The sequence below is a fragment of the Thalassovita mediterranea genome (assembly GCA_019448215.1).
Lineage (GTDB): Bacteria > Pseudomonadota > Alphaproteobacteria > Caulobacterales > Hyphomonadaceae > Henriciella.
In genome coordinates, this window is the sequence record CP080408.1 from 2,517,566 (window position 1) to 2,535,533 (window position 17,968).

General features: G+C 61.0%; 15 protein-coding genes. 9 read left to right on the top strand and 6 right to left on the bottom strand.

The features are described from left to right. The first annotated feature begins 5 nt into the window (after window positions 1–5). From KUV46_12355 to KUV46_12370, 4 genes are read left to right on the top strand one after another with little or no spacing between them, the layout of a single operon-like run. The gene (locus KUV46_12355) at window positions 6–1,133 is read left to right on the top strand and encodes an ABC transporter permease (protein QYJ00127.1); all 1,128 of its coding nucleotides are present in this window, start codon (window positions 6–8) and stop codon (window positions 1,131–1,133) included. Then, window positions 1,130–1,900, top strand: a complete 771-nt coding sequence (locus KUV46_12360) for an ATP-binding cassette domain-containing protein (protein ID QYJ00128.1) — start codon at window positions 1,130–1,132, stop codon at window positions 1,898–1,900. Before KUV46_12355 ends, KUV46_12360 begins: the two co-directional genes overlap by 4 nt. After that, a complete protein-coding gene (locus tag KUV46_12365; GenBank protein QYJ00129.1) occupies window positions 1,900–2,862 on the top strand; it encodes an MCE family protein in 963 nt (320 codons plus the stop codon). The genes KUV46_12360 and KUV46_12365 overlap by 1 nt, the downstream gene beginning before the upstream one ends. Continuing rightward, complete coding sequence (locus KUV46_12370) at window positions 2,859–3,482, top strand: ABC-type transport auxiliary lipoprotein family protein (GenBank protein QYJ00130.1); 624 nt, start codon at window positions 2,859–2,861, stop codon at window positions 3,480–3,482. Before KUV46_12365 ends, KUV46_12370 begins: the two co-directional genes overlap by 4 nt. Here the strand turns inward: KUV46_12370 and KUV46_12375 are convergent, their stop codons facing one another. The 3 genes from KUV46_12375 to KUV46_12385 all read right to left on the bottom strand — a co-directional run bounded on the left by KUV46_12375 (window position 3,483) and on the right by KUV46_12385 (window position 9,190). Further along, complete coding sequence (locus KUV46_12375) at window positions 3,483–5,852, bottom strand: PAS-domain containing protein (protein ID QYJ00131.1); 2,370 nt, start codon at window positions 5,850–5,852, stop codon at window positions 3,483–3,485. 84 nt (window positions 5,853–5,936) lie between these two features. After that, window positions 5,937–8,531 (bottom strand): aminopeptidase N, encoded by a 2,595-nt coding sequence (pepN, locus tag KUV46_12380; protein ID QYJ02405.1) that lies wholly within the window; start codon window positions 8,529–8,531, stop codon window positions 5,937–5,939. Between the two features lie 86 nt (window positions 8,532–8,617). Beyond that, window positions 8,618–9,190, bottom strand: a complete 573-nt coding sequence (locus KUV46_12385; GenBank protein QYJ00132.1) for a hypothetical protein — start codon at window positions 9,188–9,190, stop codon at window positions 8,618–8,620. A 174-nt stretch (window positions 9,191–9,364) separates the two neighbouring features. Between KUV46_12385 and KUV46_12390 the strand changes: the two genes are divergently transcribed. The 4 genes from KUV46_12390 to KUV46_12405 all read left to right on the top strand — a co-directional run bounded on the left by KUV46_12390 (window position 9,365) and on the right by KUV46_12405 (window position 13,540). Then, entirely contained in the window at window positions 9,365–10,480 is a 1,116-nt protein-coding gene (locus tag KUV46_12390; protein ID QYJ00133.1) for an acyl-CoA/acyl-ACP dehydrogenase, read from the top strand. Between the two features lie 11 nt (window positions 10,481–10,491). After that, window positions 10,492–11,694: an acyl-CoA dehydrogenase family protein gene (locus KUV46_12395; protein ID QYJ00134.1), complete on the top strand. Its 1,203-nt coding sequence runs from the start codon at window positions 10,492–10,494 to the stop codon at window positions 11,692–11,694. A 73-nt stretch (window positions 11,695–11,767) separates the two neighbouring features. Further along, window positions 11,768–12,451 carry a hypothetical protein gene (locus tag KUV46_12400; protein ID QYJ00135.1) on the top strand — a complete coding sequence of 228 codons (684 nt, stop codon included), beginning with the start codon at window positions 11,768–11,770 and terminating at the stop codon, window positions 12,449–12,451. A gap of 120 nt (window positions 12,452–12,571) precedes the next feature. Further along, window positions 12,572–13,540: an alpha/beta hydrolase gene (locus KUV46_12405; GenBank protein ID QYJ00136.1), complete on the top strand. Its 969-nt coding sequence runs from the start codon at window positions 12,572–12,574 to the stop codon at window positions 13,538–13,540. On the opposite strand, the gene KUV46_12410 is transcribed toward KUV46_12405, so the two are convergent. The 3 genes from KUV46_12410 to metG all read right to left on the bottom strand — a co-directional run bounded on the left by KUV46_12410 (window position 13,532) and on the right by metG (window position 17,354). Continuing rightward, window positions 13,532–14,908, bottom strand: coding sequence for an amidohydrolase (locus tag KUV46_12410; GenBank protein QYJ00137.1), 1,377 nt, complete (start codon window positions 14,906–14,908; stop codon window positions 13,532–13,534). The genes KUV46_12405 and KUV46_12410 overlap by 9 nt on opposite strands. A 75-nt stretch (window positions 14,909–14,983) precedes the next feature. Next, the gene (locus KUV46_12415; protein ID QYJ00138.1) at window positions 14,984–15,658 is read right to left on the bottom strand and encodes a hypothetical protein; all 675 of its coding nucleotides are present in this window, start codon (window positions 15,656–15,658) and stop codon (window positions 14,984–14,986) included. Further along, window positions 15,612–17,354 (bottom strand): methionine--tRNA ligase, encoded by a 1,743-nt coding sequence (gene metG, locus KUV46_12420; GenBank protein QYJ00139.1) that lies wholly within the window; start codon window positions 17,352–17,354, stop codon window positions 15,612–15,614. The genes KUV46_12415 and metG overlap by 47 nt, the downstream gene beginning before the upstream one ends. Window positions 17,355–17,462: 108 nt before the next feature. On the opposite strand from metG, the gene KUV46_12425 reads away from it, so the two are divergent. Further along, the gene (locus KUV46_12425) at window positions 17,463–17,924 is read left to right on the top strand and encodes a DUF1761 domain-containing protein (GenBank protein ID QYJ00140.1); all 462 of its coding nucleotides are present in this window, start codon (window positions 17,463–17,465) and stop codon (window positions 17,922–17,924) included. Window positions 17,925–17,968: the final 44 nt, after the last annotated feature.

Genomic DNA, 17,968 nt, shown 5'->3' on the forward strand with positions numbered 1-17,968 from the left:
CCGGCATGCCAGTTACGCCCGAATATGAGCTGACGACCGACGCCGCGCGCGGACGGCTCAGCGTGTCCGGCGACTGGACCGTCCACACGATCGGCAAGATTTCGGGCCGGTTGGCATCGGAAGACACATCAGGCCTGGAGGCGCTCGAAGTCGATTGCGCAGAGCTTGGCAAGCTCGATACGGCGGGCGCTTTCGTCATTGACCGCTTCGCCTGCCGGTCTGGCGCGGGCAAGGTCGACCCGGTGAATGCGAGCGAACAGGCCTCAGCGCTTCTCAAGCAAGCCGGCGAATTGCGCCCCGAGGGCGAAGACGAAGTGCGCAAGAGAGAGTTCGGCATAGTCGACCTTCTGGAGCGGACCGGCCGTACCACGATGCATTTTATCGAAGAGACGGTCGAGACGCTGTCCTTTCTTGGTGAGACCATCATGGCGATGGCTCACATCGTGACCCGCCCATCCAAGATGCGCTGGACAGCGCTCGTCTCTGTCATGGAAGATTCCGGCCTCGACGCGGTGCCGATCGTGGCCTTCCTGTCCTTCTTTGTCGGCATGGTGATCGCCTTTATCGGCGCGACGACGCTTTCGGAGTTCGGCGCAACGATCTTTACGGTCGAGCTGGTCGGGATTGCGGTCCTGCGTGAATTCGGCGTGGTGCTGACAGCGATCATCCTGGCTGGCCGCACAAATTCCGCATTTACAGCGCAGATCGGCGCAATGCGGATGCGTCAGGAGGTCGATGCGATGACAACGCTGGGCCTGAACCCGATGGACGTGCTGGTCGTGCCGCGCGCCTTTGCGATGCTGGTCATGACGCCTGTGCTGACGCTGATCGCCATCCTGTTCGGTGTTGGCGGCGGCGCATTTGTCAGCTGGCTGGCGCTCGACATCAACCCCACCGTCTTCATGAATCGCATCCAGAGCTATGTGCCGATCGAGAATTTCTGGGTCGGTATGTCCAAGGCACCGGTCTTCGGGCTTGTCGTAGCACTGATTGGTTGCCGGCAGGGCCTTATGGTGGGCGGCAGCGTCCAGTCACTGGGGCAGTCCACAACCAAGTCAGTCGTGCAGGCGCTTTTCTCCATCATCGTGATCGATGCGCTGTTCGCCATCTTCTATATGGAGCTTGGCGTATGAGCGAGGATGTTGCCATCAAGGTGCGCGGCCTCACCACCGCCTATGGCACTCACACCGTGCATGAAGAGCTCGACCTCGACGTGATGAAGGGCGAAGTGCTCGGTGTGATCGGCCCGTCTGGTACGGGTAAGTCCGTCCTCCTGCGCGCCATTGTCGGCCTGAAACGGCCCGAGACAGGGACGGTGGAGGTCTTCGGCAAGAACGTCACGGATCTTGAAGGCGATGATCTGCGCGAGGTGCAGAACCTCTGGGGTATCATGTTCCAGGACGGTGCGCTGTTTTCGAACCTCACCGTGCGTGAAAACGTTATGGTCCCGATGCGTGAGCACACCGACCTTCCAGAACCGCTTATGAAGCAGCTTGCCGACCAGAAGCTGCGCATGTCAGGCCTTGATGACAGCGCCGGGCCGAAATTCCCGTCAGACCTCTCTGGTGGCATGCGCAAGCGGGCCGCCCTGGCGCGTGCTCTTGCGCTAGACCCGCCGATCCTGTTCCTCGATGAGCCGACGGCCGGCCTCGACCCGATCACGGCGGCGGGCTTTGATACGCTGGTGCGCGAGCTGCAGAGTGCGCTGTCGCTCACCGTGTTTCTTGTAACCCATGATGTTGATACGCTGGTTGCGACGTGTGACCGGATCGCGGTACTTGGCCGTAAGAAGGTCATTGCGACAGGCACGATTGATGAGCTGCGCCGCAATGACGACCCCTGGATACAGGACTATTTCTGCGGCCCGCGTGGGCGCGCAGCACAGGCTGGAGAGAGCTGATGGAAACACGCGCGAACTATGCGCTGATCGGCGCATTCGTCATTATCGCGGCGCTCGCCGCGCTCGGCTTTGTGCTGTGGCTTGGCCAGTCGCAGTTCAACCGCGAATATGACGTCTATGATGCGGTCTTCGAAGGCCCGGTGACGCTCGAGGAGGGCGCGTCGGTTCGATATATCGGCATCAAGGTCGGCGAGGTCACCTCAATCGGCATTGACCGGAATGATGCCTCCAAGGTCCGCGCGCGGCTGCGCGTGGACAATGAGACGCCAGTGAAGACAGACTCCACGGCGTCTATCGAATTTGCAGGCATTACCGGGGTCACCTTCATCCAGATCAATGCGGGGGCGCCGGAGGCTGAATGGCTGAAGCGGGCGTCGAACGAAAACATCCCGGAGATCAAGACTGAGTCCAATCCGCTTAGCGCGCTGGTCTCCAGCGGCACGGAAGTCATGGGCCGCGCGACGCTCGCTCTGGAGCGGATCGATGAGCTGCTCAGCCAGGAGAATATCGATGCCGTGTCGAACACCGTGCAGAATGTCGAGGCGATCACTTCGGCATTGAGCGGCAATGGGGAGATATTCACGGACGTGAATGACTTGCTCCAGAACGCCAATGCCGCCGCGCAGAGTTTCGACCAGGCCTCGCGTGACCTCGGCCAGCTTGGCCGCGACGCGAGCGTCGAGGTCAAACGGATCGGTGAAGAGATTTCCGCGATCACTGAAGATCTTGAAGCGGTCACGACGTCTGCCCAATCCGCCATTGAGCGGGTCGAGGGCGCTGTTGATTCCGCAGCGACCGTGATCGAAGGGCCGGGGACAGATGCCGTTGTCGATTTCCGCATCGTCGCGCAGGATCTGCGTGTCCTCATCGCCCGGCTCGACCGTCTGACCCGCGAGATTGAGCAGAACCCGCAGGGCCTCCTGCGGAGTGACCCATTGCCATATGAGAAGGATGGAGAATGACCTCCAAGAGAAGCATCTGGCCCGCAGGCGCGCTCGCTATCCTGATGGCCGCTGGCGGCTGTGTGTCCGTCCTGCCCGAACAGCCAAAGCCTGAAGCCGTCTACCGGCTGGCAGAGCCGCAGGCGCTCGCTGAACTGCGCACACATGTCGTGATCCGTGAGCCTGATGCGCCGCGCCTTTTTGCGTCGCGCACGATTACCTCGCAGAGCCCGGATGGCGGACTGAAAGTCGTGCCGGGTGTTGCCTGGGCTGACCGGGCGACGCGCATGTTTCAGGTGACGCTGCTGGATGCTTTCCAGGGCGATGCGCCGGGTCTAGCGGTCGATGATGTGACAGGCGTGAGCGGCGAGTATGAGCTCTACTGGCGCGTTTCGAAATTCTCATTGGAGGGGCTGGAAGGCGTTTGTGAACTTCAGCTGACACTTCTGAATGGCCGTAGCCGTGTGCCCGTGGCGCAGCAGTCCGTCTCGGCGCGCGCAGCATCGACGGCGAAGGGCGATCTGGCCCGTGCGCGGGCGCTGTCCGACGCGGGACGACTTTGTGTCGAGAAAGCCGCTGTCTTCATCGCTGACCGGGCCGTGCCGGTTGAGGATCAGGATGCCGACACGCTTGGCGGCTGATCAGGCGATCGCAACTTTCGGACGGTGAATGGTTTTGCTGACCGGCAGGTAGAAGCTGACCATCGTTCCCTTGCCAACCTCACTGGCGATCGAGAACCGGCCGCCATGCATTTCAGCGAAGGATTTGGTGAGGGCGAGGCCGAGGCCCGTGCCTTCATAATTGCGCTCGCGTGTTTCCTGAACCTGTTCGAAAGGCTGGGCGAGGCGCGGCAGGTGTTCTTTTGGAATGCCGACGCCGGTGTCGCGAACGGCGACCCGGACGAAATCGCCCTTGTCCTGTACCGCCACGATGATCTGCCCGCCTTCGTCGGTGAACTTGATTGCGTTGGAGAGGAGGTTCAGCACCATCTGGCGCACCGCGCGGTGGTCTGCATCGACCTCTGGCAGGTCGTCTGCCGCTTGCAGGGACAGTTTGACATTCTTTTCTTCCGCCTTGCGCCGGATCATGCGCACAGCTGCATCGACGGGGTCGACCAGATCGATCGGCTTTGGATCGATCGTCATCTTGCCGGCCTCGATCTTTGCGATGTCGAGGATGTCGTTGATCATGTCGAGAAGGTGCTGGCCCGAGGTCAGAATATCACGCGCATAGTCGCGGTAGCGCTGGTCACCGAGGGCGCCATACATCTCATTGACGAGGATTTCGGAGAAGCCATTGATCGCGTTGAGCGGCGTGCGCAGCTCATGGCTCATATTGGCGAGGAAGGCGCTCTTGGAGTCTGCAGAACGCTCGGCCTTGGCCTTCTCTTCATTGTACTTGCGGGCGAGTTCGGCATTGTGGCCTTCAGATCGGGCCAGTTCCTGCACAGCAGAGCTGAGCTTCTTTTTCTGGCGGAGGAGTTCGTCCTCGCTTTTCACGTCCTGCGTGACGTCCAGCCCGAATGTGATGACGCCGCCAGCGGGCGAGCGTCGCTCAACGATCTTGAACCACTGGCCCGTTGCCAGTCCAACGATCGTGGTGTGCGGGTCGTCCTCTGAGCCGCGCTGGCTGACCGTAGTTGCGGTGCGGGCGAGCATGACCGTCTCATAGGCAACGCCGACCCTGACGACATCCTCAAGCTGGAAGAGCTGAACGAAGGCCTTGTTCCAGAAGGTCAGCCTGCGCCGTCCGTCCCAGAGGGCGAACGGACAAGGGAAGTTCTCGATGGCCACACGAAGGCGCGCCTCGGAGGAGCGCTGGCGCTCTCTCTGGCGGACCGCTTCAGTAACATCAAAGACGACGCCGCTCATGGTCGCCTCGGCGCCATGGTCGATGCGGTCCATGCTGCCGCGAAATTCCACCCAGGTTTCGCCGCGTGACATCTTCGTCGCGACGTCGACCGACATGGGTTTACCCGTGCGGCAGGTCTCCATTGCGCGCTGAAAATGCTCGCGATGATCAGGAAATACCTGTTCCAGCAGTTCGGCGAGATCGATTTCACCGGCGAGCTGGAAGCCGAAGAGGCGGGCGGTCGGCTCGTTGATCCAGGCTTTGCCGCTTCCGGGCATGATCTGCCAGGCACCGACCTGGCTGTTCTCAGCCGCGGTGGCGACGCGCACGGCCTTCGGGTCTTCACGGCGGGGTTCTGCGACCTGCGGCCTTGGCGTGCGCGCTGCGCGGTAGAGGCCGAACACGGCAAGCGCCGGCGCACCGAGAAGGATCGCATAGAGGAGAAACTGGAGCGCGTTTGCCTGGGTCAGGACAGGACTTGCGCGATTGAGACAGAGGCGAAAGTTAGCGCCAGCGACATCGGAACAAGCCGTCAGAGAGCGATCCATCGGCCCCTGCCAGCGAAAATTGCTCTGGCCAGCCAGGATCGCGGCATTCGGGGGAAGGACATTCTGGCCACCAATCGACACGGTGCGTTCACCATCCAGAATGATGCGCTGGGCTGCATTCGCGCCCGTCAGCCATTTGTCGAGGGACACGCGGGAGACGATGCCGGATGTTTCGTCCAGCGGATGGACCAGCATGATCTCATTATTTGGCGTCAGGCGCAGGCGCACACCGGCGGCGATCATTTCCTGCGCGAGCTCGGCAAGCTGGCGATTGCGCTCGTCATTGGAGCTGCGCGCTGCCTGAATGGATATGATGCTGTCTACGCCGATCTCGCTGGCATCGATGTCGCTGAGGCTACGACCTGAGGCGCGCAATGCGTCGAGACGCTCGCCTGCGCGATCCGCAGCCGCATTGAGCGCGTATCCCGTCAGCAGCGCGTCGCGTTGGGCAAGGCGAATGGCACTGTCGTCGCGGCTGCTCTGGCTGTTCCACGCCACCATTGCGATGGACGCAACCAGGATCAGAAAAGTGACGACCAGAACGGCAGCTGAGGCCTGGCGGCCTTCGGCGCTCCGCTTGGGAGGCTTTACCCTGTCTTTCAGCTTCGCCAAGGGCGCGCCCCTTACTAACCCAGTCCACCTTCCTGCATGACCAGAAAAGCTTTTCGTTAGGGTTAATAAGGGTGCCTTGCGTCCTTAGCCGAGAGCGCGTGCGAGGATGTCGGACGCGTTCTTGGAAAGCGACTGAGATTGGAGCTGTTTCAGCACCTTTTCAGCGCTCGCTTTGGCGACAGGTTCCAGCTTGCGCCACTGCTCGAAGCTGGTGAGCAGGCGGGCGGCAAGGGCCGGGTTGCGCTTGTCGGCTTCGAGGATGATGTCGCCGATCACCTTGTGTCCCTCACCATCGCGGGCGTGGAAGGCGGCAAGGTTGGTCATGGAGAAGGCAGCTGCGACCGACCGCACCCGGTTAGGGTTCGACAGATCGAAGTCTGGATGCTGCGACAGGCGGCGCGCATCGTCTGCCGCCCCCTGACCGGCCTGGACGGCAAACCATTTGTCGATGACCAGCGGATTCTCTTTCCAGGTTTCGTAGAAGGTCTCGATGGCTTCATCGCGCTCTGGTGTCTGGAACGGCACGAGCGTGCGGAGGCAGGCGAGGCTTTCGGTCATGTTCGAGGCGGCATCGAACAGGCTCTTCAGCTTGCGCGACGCGTCGGCGGTGTCGAGCGCGCCGGTCAGGCCGATCATGGCAGAGCGCAGGGCGCGGATGCCTGCCTGCTCGGCATTCGGCTCAAACGGGGCAGGGGACGGCTCAGCGAGGATGCGCTCAGCGTCGGCCTTGAGGTTCTCACCGAGTGCCTTGCGCAGGCGTTTGCGGGCATCGTTCAGGCCTGCCGGATCAACCGGCTCGCGGTGCTGGAAGAGTTCGCCGATATCGGGCAGCGCGGTGAGGAGCGCAGCAAAGGCCGGGTCGCTCTCATTTGCGCGGACGGCATCGCCGAGCGCGCCGACGAGTGCTTCGTCTGGTGGCGATTGCGGATTGTCGAGCAGGCGGAAAATCTCAACGCGTGCCAGCGTCTGGAAATTGTCCCAGATATTGAACGGGTCGCTCTCTGCGGCCGCAAGCTCCAGCAGTGCCTCATTGGTGAGTTCGCGATCGATGCGGACCGGCGCGCTGAACTGGCGATTGATGGAGAGAAGTGGCTTGTCGGTGGCGCCCGTGACCTTCAGGTCGACGGTCATCTTCTCATCTTCAAGCACGAGGACGCCTTCGCCATTCTCCCAGCCTTCGACGCTGACATGGCTTCCATTGCCGTCGAGCAGGGCGGTGCGAAGCGGGATTGGCACCGGCTCTTTGGTTGGCTGGCCGGGCGTTGCTGGCGTCTTCTGCGAGAGAGTGAGGGTGAGCCTGCTATTGGCGGCGTCCCAACTTTCCTCCACCTTCACTTCGGGCGTGCCGGCCTGCGCGTACCAGCGGCGAAACTGGCTTAGATCCTTGCCGGAGGATTTCTCGAAACAGCTGTAGAAGTCCTCGATGGTCGAGGCTGTGCCGTCGTATTCGTCGAAATAGATCTGCATGCCTTGGTTGAAGGAATCGATCCCGATAAAGACGGTCAGTGCACGGATAAGCTCAGAGCCCTTTTCGTACACCGTAGCCGTATACAGATTGTCGATAGACCCATATTTGCTCGGCCGGACAGGGTGGGCGAGCGGCCCAGCGTCCTCAGCGAACTGGCGGGCGCGAAGGCGCATGACGTCCTTGATGCGCTGGACCGGGCGTGAGCGCAGGTCCGATGAGAATTCCTGATCGCGGAAGACGGTCAGGCCTTCCTTGAGGCAGAGCTGGAACCAGTCGCGGCAGGTGATGCGGTTACCGGTCCAGTTGTGGAAATATTCGTGGCCGACAATGCTCTCGATCGCTTCGAAGTCAGCATCTGTCGCGCTCTCCTGGCTGGCGAGAACGTAGGCCGAATTGAAGATGTTGAGGCCCTTGTTCTCCATGGCGCCGAAATTGAAGTCGCGCACGGCCACGATATTGAAGACGCCGAGATCATAGGCGCGGGCGAACCGCTCCTCATCCCATTTCATCGAGGCCTTGAGGCTTTCCATCGCCCATTCGGCGCTGGCGGCCTGACCCTTGTCGACATAGACGCCGAGGTCGACATGGTCGCCATTCATCGTGGTGAAGGTGTCGCGCCAGACATCATAGTCGCCGGCGCAGAGCGCAAAAAGGTAGGACGGCTTTGGGTGCGGATCGTCCCATTCGGCATAGTGGCGGCCATCGGAATGATCGCCGCTTTCGCCCGGCGTGCCATTGGAAAGCAGGATCGGGTATTTCGACTTGTCGGCATCCATGCGCACATGGAAGCGGCTCATCACGTCCGGACGGTCAGGCCAGTAGGTGATGTGGCGAAAGCCCGTCGCTTCGCACTGGCTGCAGAAGCGCCCACCAGAGATGTAGAGACCAGAGAGAGCGGTATTGGCGGACGGGTTGATGGTGACGTCCGTCTCTAGGACGAATTCATCCGGGACTTTGTGGATCGTCAAAGTCTCGTCCGTTCGCTCATAGGCGTCCGGGCTGAGCGTCTTGCCGTCGAGGCGGATGTCATTGGGCTTGAGTTTGACGCCGTCGAGAACGAATGGGCCGGGCTGCGTGCGGCGCACCGTCATGCGGGCCTTCACCCGTGTCTCGGCCGGCTCCAGAGAGAAATCCAGCGAGACCTGATCGATCTCGAACGGATAAGGCGTGTACTCTTCCAGCTTTACCGAAACGGGCGTGTCTGTGCGCAGCATGATTCATCCTCTGTCGTCGTCCTGAACGACAGATAGGATGTCTCCGGCGGGCTCTCAATCACCCGCGAGGGGCTGGGCTGATATTACTCGGCGGCCTGACGCGGGGCGCTTGCGACATCATAGATGTGGCGCAGCGCATCCTTGGCTGGTTTCAGCAGCGCCTTCATCTCATCTGGCACCTGATCCGGGTGGCGGGCGGTGAACTCTGCCATCTTGCGGACCATGGAAAGAAGCTGAGGCGAATTCACGATCAGGCGGGCCTGATATTCGATCTTGTGCGGGTCGCGGTCGTATTCGGAACCCGGCACGCGCCAGCCGCCCCAGTCATTCTCATCGGTCATGACAACCGGGAATGTGCCCGGGAAGGGGTGGGCGGAGACATCGTCGCTTTCCTGCCAGCGATTCTTGGCGCGCTGGATGCGCCAATGCTCGGCCGTTGGGTCATCGTCCATCCGTGACTTGGATCGCCCGTGCATCACTTCTTCGGAGACAAGCTCGGTGGCGGAGAATTCGCGGCCAAGGCCGACGTCATAGGTAACGCGCAGAGGCTCTTCGACATCCTTCACCCAGTGAGGGATGACCTTCTCGACGATTGCCCATGTGCCGACAGGTTTGATGAAAACCCGCTGCGACTTGTGAAACAGTGCCTTAGCCATTCGCGTACTCCAGTCTTCGCGATGCTATGGCACAGCAGTTTTGAAACGCGGTGAAACAGGTCTGTGAAATTTCACCTATCTCGCTGCAGCTTCCTTACCTTGCGATACCGCTTTTCGCCCGCTGAGACCGCGCTATGGTTGGCTTCAAAGGCTTACAAAGGGAGATGAGGTCGTATGAATTTCGACTTTTCAGAGGACCAGAAATTTCTCGCGGGCGAGGCGCGTAAATTTCTCAATGCACAGTGCACCACCGCGCATGTCCGTGAGGTGCTGAACGACGACGACAAGAGCCATCATGAGGGCGTCTGGAACAAGGTCGTCGAGATGGGCTGGATCGGGACGGCAATCCCGGAAGAGTATGGCGGGCTTGACCTCGGCATGCTGGAACTTTGCGTGATCGCAGAAGAAATGGGGCGCGCGCTGGCGCCGGTGCCTTTTGCATCGACCACCTATTTCTTCGCAGAGGCGCTCAAGGCCGCCGGCTCTGAAGAGCAGAAGAAAGACGTCCTCGAAAAGGTCGTCAGCGGCGAAGTCGTCGGCTGTTATGCCGCGAGCGAAGGCCCGGGCAATCCGGAGCCGTCCAAGCTGAAAACCACTTTCGATGGCTCCAAGCTCACCGGCACGAAAATCCCGGTCACCGATGGTGACATAGCGACCCACGCTGTGGTGCTCGCGAAGGAAGGTTCCGGCGCGAGCCTCGTGCTGGTCGACCTGACCGGTGCAGGCGTCAGCCGCAAGAAGGTCAGCACGCTGGAGCCGACCCGTAGCCACGCCGAAATCACCTTCGACGGTGCCCCGGCCCAGCGCCTCGGCAAGGCCGGCGAAGGTGAAGATTATCACAACCGCGTGCTCGACCGCGCAGCTGTCCTGCTGGCGTTCGAACAGCTTGGCGGCGCAGATCGCTGCCTCGAAATGGCGACCGAGTTTGCAAAGGATCGCTACGCCTTCGGTCGTCCGATTGGCGGCAACCAGGCGATCAAGCACAAGCTTGCCGACATGTATGTGAAGAACCAGGTCGCGCGCTCCAATTGCTATTACGGCGCGTGGGCGCTTTCGACCGATGCGTCAGAGCTGCCGGAGGCTGCGGCATCATCCCGCCTTGCGGCGAGCGAAGCCTACTGGTTTGCTTCCAAGGAGAATATCCAGACGCATGGCGGCATGGGTTTCACCTGGGAGGTGGACTGCCACCTCTTCTACCGCCGGGCCAAGCTGCTCGCGGTGCAGGCTGGATCGCCAAAGGTCTGGAAAGAGAAACTCGTTAGCGCGCTTGAGCGCAAGAATGCTGCCTAGGAGGACTTAAAATGGACTTCAATGACACAAAAGAAGAAGCCGAATTCCGCGTCGAGGCGCGCAGCTTCCTTGAAAAACACCTGAAACCGAAAGACGCCAATTCCCCGCGCCGTCCAACGGGCGAGGATTTCCTGAAGCGCGCCAAGGAATGGCAGAAAACCAAGGCCGAAGGCGGCTTCGCGCAGATTACCTGGCCCAAGGAATGGGGCGGTCGTGGCGGCACGGCCATGCAGCAGGTCATCTGGAACCAGGAAGAAGCCAAATTCGACGCACCAACCGGTCCGTTCACGATCGGCCTTGGCATGTGCGTGCCGACCGTCATCGCGTTTGGCTCAGATGAGCACAAGAAGCGCTATGTCGAAAAGGCGCTGCGCGGCGAGGAAATCTGGTGCCAGCTCTTCTCTGAGCCGGCCGCAGGTTCCGACGTTGCGGGTGTGAAAACCCGTGCCATCAAGGACGGCGATGAGTGGGTCATCAATGGCCAGAAAGTCTGGACCACGGGTGCGCACTTCTCTGATTACGGCATCGTGCTGACCCGCACCGACCCGAAGGCCCCAAAACACAAAGGCCTCACCATGTTCATCGTGGACATGCACCAGAAGGGCGTTGAGGCGAAGCCGATCCACCAGGCATCAGGCGGGCGCGAATTCAACGAAGTCTACTTCACCGATGTTCGCATCCCTGACTCCGACCGTCTCGGGGAGGTCGGCGATGGCTGGAAGGTCGCACTGGTCACGCTGATGAATGAGCGTCTGGCTGTCGGTGGCTCGCCGGGCCCGGACTGGAAAGAGATCATGGAATATGCCCGCGATACGGGCTCGCTCACCGATCAGGCTTTCCGTGAGAAACTTGCTGACTGGTATGTTGCCGCACAGGGCTACAGCCTGACCAAGTTCCGCACGCAGACAGCGCTGTCGCGCGGTGATACGCCGGGGCCTGAAAACTCCATCGGCAAGATCATCACGGCGAACCAGCTTCAGGACATCTGTAACTCGGCCATCGAGATGCAGGACCATTACGGCATCATGAATGATACCGACACGATGCCTGCGAATGCGCTGTTCCAGCAGAGCTTCATGTGGGCGCCGGGCCTTCGCATTGCGGGCGGTACCGACGAGATTCTGAAAAACATCATCGCCGAACGCGTTCTGGGCCTGCCTCAGGATGTTCGTGTGGACAAGAAAGTACCGTTCGACGAATTGAAACAGGGCTAATCAGGTCTCTCCTTGCGATTGCGGGCGCAGGTGTTAAGCCTGCGCCCGTTACGCGTTCTAGAGGGGAGTTTTCATGAAACGTCTACTGGCCTGTGCCGCTGCTGCGTTCGCTGTCGGAGCTCCTCTCGTTCAGGCGCAGGAAGCTGCCCAGCCGCAGCGCGCGCAGGCAGCTTCCCCCAATCCGATGATCATCGCGCTGAAGGGTCTGCAGGTCGCCGTGCTGGCCAATCCGGATGGCGGGATTGCCTCGGTCCAGTCCGAAGAGGGCGACCCGGCAATCGTGGTCTTCCTAACCCCCGGCGCCGCGCAGGCGCAGCTTGCCCCGCTAGAAGACCAGTCCATGAAGATCCGCATCGTGGATCTCGGCCGTCTGCTGCTCGACTGGAAGGGCGCGATCATCTTTCAGGGCTCGCAAGCTGAAATCGCGAACGCCCGTGAGCTGACCCCTGAGGTCGGTGACTTCATGGCGCCGGTCTTCTTTGTGACGAGCGGCAGCCTCGAAGTGCAGCTGCAGACTGCTGAAGGCCCGGTGACACCTGTCATGACCAGCTATTCCGACGCGCAGGCGCTCTCAGAAAAGCTATCGGGTAGCGACGAAACGGCGAGCGACCCGGTCAACATTATTCCGATCGAGTTTGCGACCTTTCTACAGGCGATCGAGGATCATGGTCAGGATGTCGGCTACCGCTTCTTCACCCACCCTGAGACGGTCATCGCCATCAATCAGAGCCAGCGGGCGGCAGCCGGCGGCCAGTAGCGGGCAGGCGGGCGGGCTTCCCCGACGCGATCATTGCAGGGCTGCAGGATGGGTGCGAGACTTCGCGCTTCAGACATCCCGTTCCGTCTGCGATGGCGGTGCTAAAGCAGGAAGCGCGACATGCCCGAATTTTTCCACGTCGAGACCAATGGAATTAAATTGCGGGCGGCCGCAGAGGGGCCCGAGGATGGCCCGCTTGTCCTCTTCGTGCACGGCTTTCCGGAGAGCTGGTATTCCTGGCGCCATCAGCTGACGGCTGTCGGCGGGGCAGGGTACCGCGCGGTTGCGGTCGATGTGCGCGGCTATGGCGGCTCTGACAAGCCAGAGCCGGTCGAAGCCTATGATATGGAAACCATCACGGCGGACATTGCCGGTGTGGCGAAGGCGCTCCAGCCTGATAGCCCTGCAATTGTGGTCGGTCATGACTGGGGCGCGCCGATCGCGTGGAATTCGGCGCTTCTCTATCCTGACCAGTTCAAGGCCGTGGCCGGCCTTTCGGTCCCGTATCTTCCGCTGGGCGACAAGCCTGCTATCCAGGTCTTCCGCGAGTTTTTCACCGCGCGCGGCATGTTCTTCTATCAGGTCTATTTTCAGGATCAGGGCCCGCCGGAGGCAGAGCTCGAGGCGGACCCGGCCGCGACCATACGCAAGTTCTACTATGCCATCTCAGGTGATGCGCCTGACGGGACGTGGCCGATCGATAAGAAGCATGGCGACACGCTGCTTCATCGTCTGCCGGAGCCAGACATGCCGCTGCCGTGGCTGAGCGAGGAAGATGTCGCCTACTACGACTCCCAGTTTCGCGAATCCGGCTTTCGCGGCCCGCTGAACCGCTATCGCAATCATGAGCGTGACCACGCTTTCCTGACATCGCTGGACGACAGCAAGATCTACCAGCCGAGCCTGTTCATCGGCGGCACGCGTGATCTCGTCCTGAAGATGTTTCCGGGCGATCCCGTCGAAGCGATGAAGCCTAATCTGCCAAATCTGAAGGCGGCCCACCTGCTGGAAGGTTGCGGCCACTGGACCCAGCAGGAGCGTCCGGATGAGGTGAACGCGATCCTGCTGGATTGGCTGAAATCACTCTGACGCTGTCTCGCTGAAGAGAGCGAGCGCCGCAGCGGTCATGGAGCTGACGCCGGTCTTGATGGTCGGCGCTGCGTCCGGCGCAAAGAAAGGTGAGTGGAGCGATGGTAGCGGGTCGCCGCCATTCTGCGCGGCGGCATAGGTGTCCGGATTGATCGCGCCCAGCCAGAAGATCAGGCCGGGGACATCTTCGTCTGTACGGCCGTACTGGGAGAAATCCTCACCGCCCATGACCGGCGTCACTTCCATGACATTCTCCTCGCCAATGGCCGCGCGAATCGCGGTCATCGCTTTGTCGGCGAGGGCAGGGGTGTTGTAGGTCGACGGGGTGTAGTCATTGTCGATGGAGATTTCAGGCTCTGGCGCGCCAAAGGCTTCGGCCTGCGCCTTGGCGATGCGCGTGATGCCATCAAGCAGAAGCTGGCGTGTCGCATCATCATAGGAGCGGACGGTCAGGAGGAGTTCTGCACCGTCCGAAATGATGTTGTGTTTCGCGCCCGCGGTGAAAGAGCCGACGGTGACCACGGCAGGTGTCTGCGGGTCGACATTGCGTGAGACGAGGGTCTGGAGCGCCATGACGATGGAGGAGCCGATGACGATCGGGTCCTTGGTCGTGTGAGGGTAGGCGCCGTGACCGCCAACGCCTTTGACCAGGATATCGACGCTATCGACATTGGCGAGGGCGTAGCCGGACGAATAGGCCACCGTGCCGGCGGGTGAGCTGGCGCTTACGTGAAGCGCCAGATTATAATCCGGCAACGGAAAATCCTGATACAGACCTTCCTCAAGTAGAGCTTTTGCGCCGAGGCCCAACTCTTCCGCAGGCTGAGCTAGCATGACGAGCGTGCCTGACCAGTCGTCCTTATTCTCAATCAGTTCGCGCGCCGTGCCGACCCAGCTGGTCATGTGGATGTCGTGGCCGCAGGCGTGCATGACGGGGCTTTCTACGCCGGTCCATGTCGTACTGATCACCTCTGAGGCATAGTCGAGGCCGGTCTGTTCGGGCACGGGCAGCGCGTCCATATCCGCGCGGATGAGGACGGTTGGGCCCTCACCGTTCTCATAGACGCCAACGACGCCATAGCCGCCGACACCGTCGCGGACCGTGCCTTCATCGCGCTGAGACTTCGCGCGCGTCCACTCATCGCCAAGCCCTGTGGTAACGGTAAAGCCCAGCGCCTCAAGCTCAGCCGCCATGATCGAGGCGGAGGTCGATTCCTTGAAGGAGAGCTCCGGATTGGCGTGCAACCAGGTGTAGAGTTCAACGAGGTCGGTGCCCGGTTCCGGGACTGATTGCTGCGCAAAGGCTGGCATCGACAGCATCATGCAGAGGGCGGATGCGCAGGCGGTCAGTTTCAGTCTGGAAACCATGGTCGTGTCCCTTTTCGTTTTCGTGAGGGAGACACTATCAGACTTTTTCGCCTCGGCCAGAGATGGGCCCGGATATCAGTCCGGGGCTGACGAGTTGTGAATGTGCGGCCTGTAGCCTGCGGCCAGAGCTGCAAGGGTCGCGCGTGGTGTCAGCACGCTGACGGGCGCCCCGGGAAGGCGGGATGCGGGGCCATAACCTTCGAAGCTCCACGGCAGGCAAGCGTCTTCGAGCTTCAGCCACGCCTGATCTTGCCAGTCGAACATGGTGCCGTCTGGAAGGCTGGAGGCTTGGGCCTGCGGCGCCGTTACCTTGCCGCGCAGTCGATCCTGCATATCGCCAACGATCAGCCTGTCGATGTCGGCGACGCGCGCCGTGTCGGTCACTTGTCCGGCCTGCACGAGCGCATCCTTGAACGCGCGCGCATTGTCCCGTCGGCATTCAAAGCAGGGGCGATGACCGGCTGCGAGCGCCGTTGCCTCATCGAGAAAGAAGAGTTCGGTATACTGGCCAGGCGCCATCAGCTGGCGTTTACGGCCCTTGAAATCGAGCAGGCAGATAATCCACTGCCTGCTCTTCCAATGGGTGCGCTTCAGCGTGCGGTCTTCCGTGTGGAAGCAGCCGCCACGATTGCCCATGAACGTCCCGCGCGCCGATACCGCATGGATTGCGGCATACGGATCGACGCGGTTCTGAAGCGGCATGTCAGCTTTCGCCGCCGAACCGCTCTGTCCATTCAGCGACCTGATCATCCTCAATCTTGCGGAAGAGGACATCCGGCGGTGAGATTTCGTGGCCGCGCGGCAGGGCATCGAGTAGCGCCGGAATATCGGCAAATGCCTCTTCGCTGAGGGTGCGCCGATCTTCCGGAACGCCCAGCGCATCAAGGATCATCGCCGCCGCTTCAGGGATGATGGGCTGGGCAATGATGCCGTACAGGGCCGCAAGGTTAAGGCCTGCGCGAACGCCGACGGCGGCCGCATCGACATCATTCTTGTATTTCACCCATGGCTCAGCCTTGGTGAGGTATTCATTGCCGGCTGCCCAGATGGCGCGCGTTTCCGCGGCCGCCTTGCGGAAGTCCATATTCTCATAGTGCTGCACCAGTTGTGGCAGGCGGGTCTCAAGCTCGGCCACCATCCAGCTTTCAGCCTCGCCCGCTTCGCCGCCTTCCGGCACTTTGCCGTCAAACTTGGATGCGCAGTATTTGGTGATCCGGTTGACGAAATTGCCGAGCACATTGGCGAGGTCTGAATTGATTGAGGACTGGAAGCCCTCCCATGTAAAGGCCGCGTCCGAGCCTTCCGGCGCATTCGCAGTCAGGTACCAGCGCCAATAGTCAGCTGGCAGCAGGTCCAGCGCCTGGTCCATGAAGACGCCGCGCTTGTTTGAGGTGGAAAACTTGCCGCCATACCAGGTGACCCAGTTGAAGGCTTTCAGCCGGTCGACGAGCTTCCATGGCTCCTGCGAGCCGAGAATTGTGACCGGGAAGCCAACCGTGTGGAAGGCGACATTGTCCTTTCCCATGAACTGGACATAGTGGACCTCATCAGCGCCCTCATCGGTGCGCCACCAGCGACGCCATGCCTCTGGCTCGCCTTTGGCTTTGGCCCATTCCTCGGTTGCGGCGATATATTCGATCGGCGCATCGAACCAGACATAGAAGACTTTGGTCTCGAAGCCCTCGCGGATCGAACCGTCAGGGTTGGTGACAGGCACGCCCCATGAGAGGTCCCGTGTGATGGCGCGGTCGCGCAGGCCTTCGTCGAGCCATTTCAGCGCGATGGAGCGGGCCAGCGGCGGCCAGTCGGTCGAGGCTTCGATCCAGGCCTGAATACGCTCCTGCATCTGCGACTGCAGCAGGAAAAGATGGCGCGTCTCACGCACTTCGACATTCCGTGAGCCGGAGACAGCAGAGTATGGATTGATGAGATCAACCGGGTCGAGCAGGCGTCCGCAATTATCGCACTGGTCGCCGCGCGCTTTCTCGAATTCGCAGTGCGGGCAGGTGCCCTCGACATAGCGGTCAGGCAGGAAACGCTCATCATCGATCGAATAGACCTGCCGCATGGTGCGCTCTTCGATGAGGCCGTTTGCCTCCAGCACGTGCGCGAAATGCTGGGTGAGCGCGGCGTTTTCGGCGCTGCAGGAGCGGCCAAAGTGATCATAGGAGAGCAGGAAATCCTCACCCGCTTTTTTCTGGATCTCATGCTGCTCATCGACATACTGGCGAACCGGCACATTCGCGGCTTGGGCGGCGAGTTCTGCAGGTGTGCCGTGCTCGTCGGTCGCACAGATATAGAGAACGTCATGACCGCGCAGGCGCTGGAACCGCGAATACACGTCTGCCGGCAGCATGGACCCGGCAAGATTGCCGAGGTGTTTGACCCCGTTGATATAGGGCAGGGCAGAGGTGACCAGAATTCTGCGGGGGGCGGACTTCGTCATTATGGCTTCCGTCATTCTCGATTTGGGCGCATCTTCCTCGGCGCCAAGCTGTGAGGGGGCACTCTTAGGCGCGGCGAACAAAAAATGAAACGGGTTTAGGAGGAAACAATGCCACGTCTTGCAGGCATCAATCTGGTGGGCGTCCTGGTCTCAGCCATCGTCATCTATTTTATAGGCTTTCTTTGGTACGGGCTGTTCTTTGCCGAAGTTTACATGAATGCGCAGGGCATTTTCATCAATGAAGCGCGCGACGCGATGAACTTCCTGACGGCAAGCGGCATCGCGACCGAGCGTCAGGAGGATGCCAATCCAATGTGGATGCTGGGCGGCTTTCTGGTGCCTGTCGTGCTGTCCTTCGGGCTGGCCTGGCTGATGCGCAGAGGCAGCGTCGCGGGCCTTGGGGCTGCGATATCGTTCGGCCTGAAACTGTCGCTGCTGATCGGCATCCCGCTTATGGCGTATGACTTCTTCTATACGCCCTGGCATTCGACCGGCGGCTTGCTGGTCGATCTATCGCACACTGTGGTGACCTTCGTCGCCGGGTGCGCGGTACTGTCGAAACTGGACTGAGGACAAGAAAAGCCCCGGCATGTTCTGCAATGCCGGGGCCTATG